This window comes from Mesorhizobium sp. M7A.F.Ca.AU.001.01.1.1 (assembly GCF_004022735.1).
Lineage (GTDB): Bacteria > Pseudomonadota > Alphaproteobacteria > Rhizobiales > Rhizobiaceae > Mesorhizobium > Mesorhizobium ciceri.
Genome location: NZ_RZPF01000722.1, coordinates 1 through 3,277, shown reverse-complemented (window position 1 = coordinate 3,277; position 3,277 = coordinate 1). Strand labels below are relative to the sequence as shown.

Here is a 3,277-nt window from a genome sequence, read left to right as displayed (position 1 = left end):
ATCATCGAGATTGTAGACCAGCATCATCACCCGCGACCCCTCGCCGCCGAAATCCCAGCCGAGCGACGGGCCTTGCCAGAACACTTTGTGGTCGCCGGCATTCTTGGTGTAGAGCGTGCCTTCGCCATAGGTCAGGCCACCGATCAGCGCACCAGAACCCTCTTCGCCCAGCAGATAGCCGTTGGGCAGGCCGTAGGAGGCAAAAATCTTCTCGATCACCGTGGCGAGTCCGCCCGATGTGGCGCCAAAAAATTTGTGACCGGAATCGACAATCTCCTGAGCGGTGTATTCCTGGGCCCGCAGGGCTGAAGTCGAGAAGACGAGAACGCCCAGGAGCGTGACCGCCATTGAGAAGACACGGAGAAAGCTCCGGTCGTAGTATCGGGAAAACATGCTTCCAATCTCCGTCAGGGAGCACCTTCGCCGACGCCTCGCACCCCGTACGGCTCTTTTAGCCGGCCGTTAAGGGTAACTGTTAGGGGCAAATTATGCCGTAATCCTTTTTCAACCATTAAGCTCCCACATGAACATGGCGGTTCGAAGGCTGTTTGGGGTCGCTCAATTGGGGTCGGCAGCCTGCGTGAACACGCCATTTGCCACAACCACAATTTGGATTTGTTGCTGCACGCACGGGCGCTGTGTATTCAGAAAGCCTGAGGAGAGAGTGCGTGATTCGTGTGGCAGGCGACGATCGATCGCCCGGCCATGAGTTGTGAGATTTTGCAGGGATTTTTCGCCGATGGCCGATCTGTTCACCCTTTCCGCACCCGATCTGGCAGCGCTTTTGTGCAGCCGGGTCTGCCACGATATCATCTCGCCGGTCGGCGCGATCAACAACGGGCTCGAATTGCTTGATGAAGGCGGCGCCGATGAGGACGCCATGAAGCTGATCCGTCAGAGCGCCCGCAACGCTTCGGCCCGCCTTCAGTTCGCCCGCATCGCCTTCGGTGCCGCCGGTTCGGCCGGTATGTTGATCGATACCGGCGATGCCGAAGCGGTCGCCATCGCCTTCCTCAAGAACGAAAAGCCGGAACTGACCTGGAACGGGCCCCGCGCGTTGCTGCCCAAGAACAAGGTCAAGCTGCTGCTCAACCTGATCCTCGTCGCCAATGCCGCCATTCCGCGCGGCGGCAAGCTTTCCGTGACGCTGGAAAACCTTGAGACCGAACCGCGTTTCGCGCTTGCGTCGGCTGGCCCGATGCTGCGGGTGCCGCCGAAATTCCTCGAACTGCATTCCGGCCACAAGCCGGAGGAGCCGATCGACGCGCATTCCGTGCAGCCCTATTACACGCTGCTTCTGGCGCGCGAGGCCGGCATGACGATATCGATCCACGCGACGCCGGAAGAAATCGTGCTTTCGGCGGCCTGATGCGCAGCCGATAAAGCGAAGTATTTTTTCATTTAAAGCTGTAATTCCAGCTCATCGACTTGAGATGCGTCTGGTCGTTCAGGCGGCGCCAAAGCATTCGTGAATAAAAGTAGGCACCTGCCCATCTTTATAAAAATTTTACCTAACGCCTTTTCGGCTTCTTTACCAGATTGGCCTATGGTGCGTCCTGGATGCCCCCGACGCTACCGGACTGCCAGAAGGCAAAGAGGACCCGGAAATGAAACGCTGCATGTTCGTCGACGATTCAAGCGTTATCAGGAAGGTTGCAAAACGCATCCTGGGCGGCTCCGAAATGATTGTCATCGAGGCCGCCAGCGGACTTGACGCGCTGGAGATGTGCGCCGCCGACATGCCCGACATCATCGTCGTCGATGGCGCCTTGCCCGACGTACCGGCGGTCGATCTCATCCGTCGCGTCCGCGCCATGGAGAGCCCGATAAGGCCGCAGATCCTGATTTCCCTGGTCGAGCTCGATATTGCTTCGATCATGCGGGCCAAGCGAGCCGGCGCCCAGGGCTATCTCTTGAAGCCGTTCAACCGCCCGCAGTTGCTCGAGCGCTTTCGCACCTTGAAGAGCGCACCTGATTCGGCATCCTTGAGCAACTCCAGAAAAAGTGCGTGACGGTCTTCTGCTCGGAAGCCCAGAAGCAGACCGTTACCAGCCCATCATGCAAAAACCCGGCCGAAGCCGGGTTTTTTATTGAAAAGATTCGAACGATTCGTCGCTCAGGCGCTGACGCGAATGTCTTCCGGTTCGCGCAGCACATAGCCGCGACCCCAGACCGTTTCGATGTAGTTCTGACCGCCCGATGCCGCGTCGAGCTTTTTGCGCAGCTTGCAGATGAAGACGTCGATGATTTTCAGCTCAGGCTCGTCCATGCCGCCATAGAGGTGGTTGAGGAACATTTCCTTGGTCAACGTGGTGCCCTTGCGTAGCGAGAGCAACTCCAGCATCTGGTATTCCTTGCCGGTCAGGTGCACGCGCTGGCCGCCGACTTCGACTGTCTTGGCATCGAGGTTGACCACCAGGTCGCCGGTGGTGATGACCGACTGGGCGTGGCCCTTGGAACGCCGCACGATGGCATGAATGCGGGCAACCAGCTCGTCCTTGTGGAATGGCTTGGTCATGTAGTCGTCTGCGCCGAAGCCGAGGCCGCGCACCTTGTCCTCGATGCCGGCCATGCCGGAGAGGATGAGAATAGGTGTTTTGACCTTGGAAAGGCGAAGCGTTCTCAAGACCTCGTAGCCTGACATGTCAGGCAGGTTGAGGTCGAGAAGAATGATATCGTAGTCGTAGAGCTTGCCTAGATCGACGCCCTCTTCACCGAGATCGGTCGTGTAGACGTTGAAACTTTCCGATTTCAGCATCAGTTCGATGCTTTGTGCGGTTGCACTGTCATCTTCTATCAGCAGAACACGCATTTTATTCCCCTTTTCTGCTGCCGGACCATTTCACGACCCGTCCGGACCCGGAGCAGTGGTTGCCTTGTGCAGAGGCTGCCATTGAATGGTTAACAAATCCTAATTTCCCGTCCATGACGGTACCAGATTTTTTAACCTCTTTCTACACCCTCTTGAATCTAATAACGAATCTCAGAACCAAATTCCTAATGCAACACATTAACAACCTGGACTAAGCGACTCCAGGGACTCATCGACGTCGCTTCCGCATCGGTGGCCGGAATTTTTACCCGGCCTTAAGTCCTGACCCGTATGATTAACAATGCCCGTAAACGAATGGTTACCGCCGGCAAAAAACTTTAGGGTTTTGTTTCCCATAGTTGGGGGAAAGCCGGTGGACACGGGTGCGGCCTGGGCGTTTCCAGGTGGTTTGGACGATAAGTGCGGGTGTGCGTTTCCGGGAGTACCGAATCATGAAGTCACGTG

General features: G+C 57.0%; 4 protein-coding genes. 2 read left to right on the top strand and 2 right to left on the bottom strand.

What is annotated here, in order from left to right; translation table 11 throughout:
• On the bottom strand, positions 1–348 hold a 348-nt coding region (locus EN884_RS30555; RefSeq protein WP_245492010.1), incomplete at its 3' end, for an EipA family protein.
• 391 nt (positions 349–739) lie between these two features.
• Between EN884_RS30555 and EN884_RS30550 the strand changes: the two genes are divergently transcribed.
• Positions 740–1,369, top strand: a complete 630-nt coding sequence (locus EN884_RS30550) for a histidine phosphotransferase family protein (protein ID WP_024504504.1) — start codon at positions 740–742, stop codon at positions 1,367–1,369.
• A 238-nt stretch (positions 1,370–1,607) separates the two neighbouring features.
• Positions 1,608–2,012, top strand: a complete 405-nt coding sequence (locus tag EN884_RS30545; RefSeq protein ID WP_024504503.1) for a response regulator — start codon at positions 1,608–1,610, stop codon at positions 2,010–2,012.
• Between the two features lie 104 nt (positions 2,013–2,116).
• On the opposite strand, the gene ctrA is transcribed toward EN884_RS30545, so the two are convergent.
• Positions 2,117–2,812 (bottom strand): cell cycle two-component system response regulator CtrA, encoded by a 696-nt coding sequence (gene ctrA / locus EN884_RS30540; RefSeq protein ID WP_006203583.1) that lies wholly within the window; start codon positions 2,810–2,812, stop codon positions 2,117–2,119.
• Positions 2,813–3,277: the final 465 nt, after the last annotated feature.

What these genes read in the sequence shown, in the direction of transcription:
- EN884_RS30550 (WP_024504504.1), top strand. Translation starts at nt 740, where the DNA reads ATGGCCGATCTGTTCACCCTTTCCGCACCCGATCTGGCAGCGCTTTTG.
- EN884_RS30545 (WP_024504503.1), top strand. Translation starts at nt 1,608, where the DNA reads ATGAAACGCTGCATGTTCGTCGACGATTCAAGCGTTATCAGGAAGGTT.
- ctrA (WP_006203583.1), bottom strand. Translation starts at nt 2,812, where the DNA reads ATGCGTGTTCTGCTGATAGAAGATGACAGTGCAACCGCACAAAGCATC.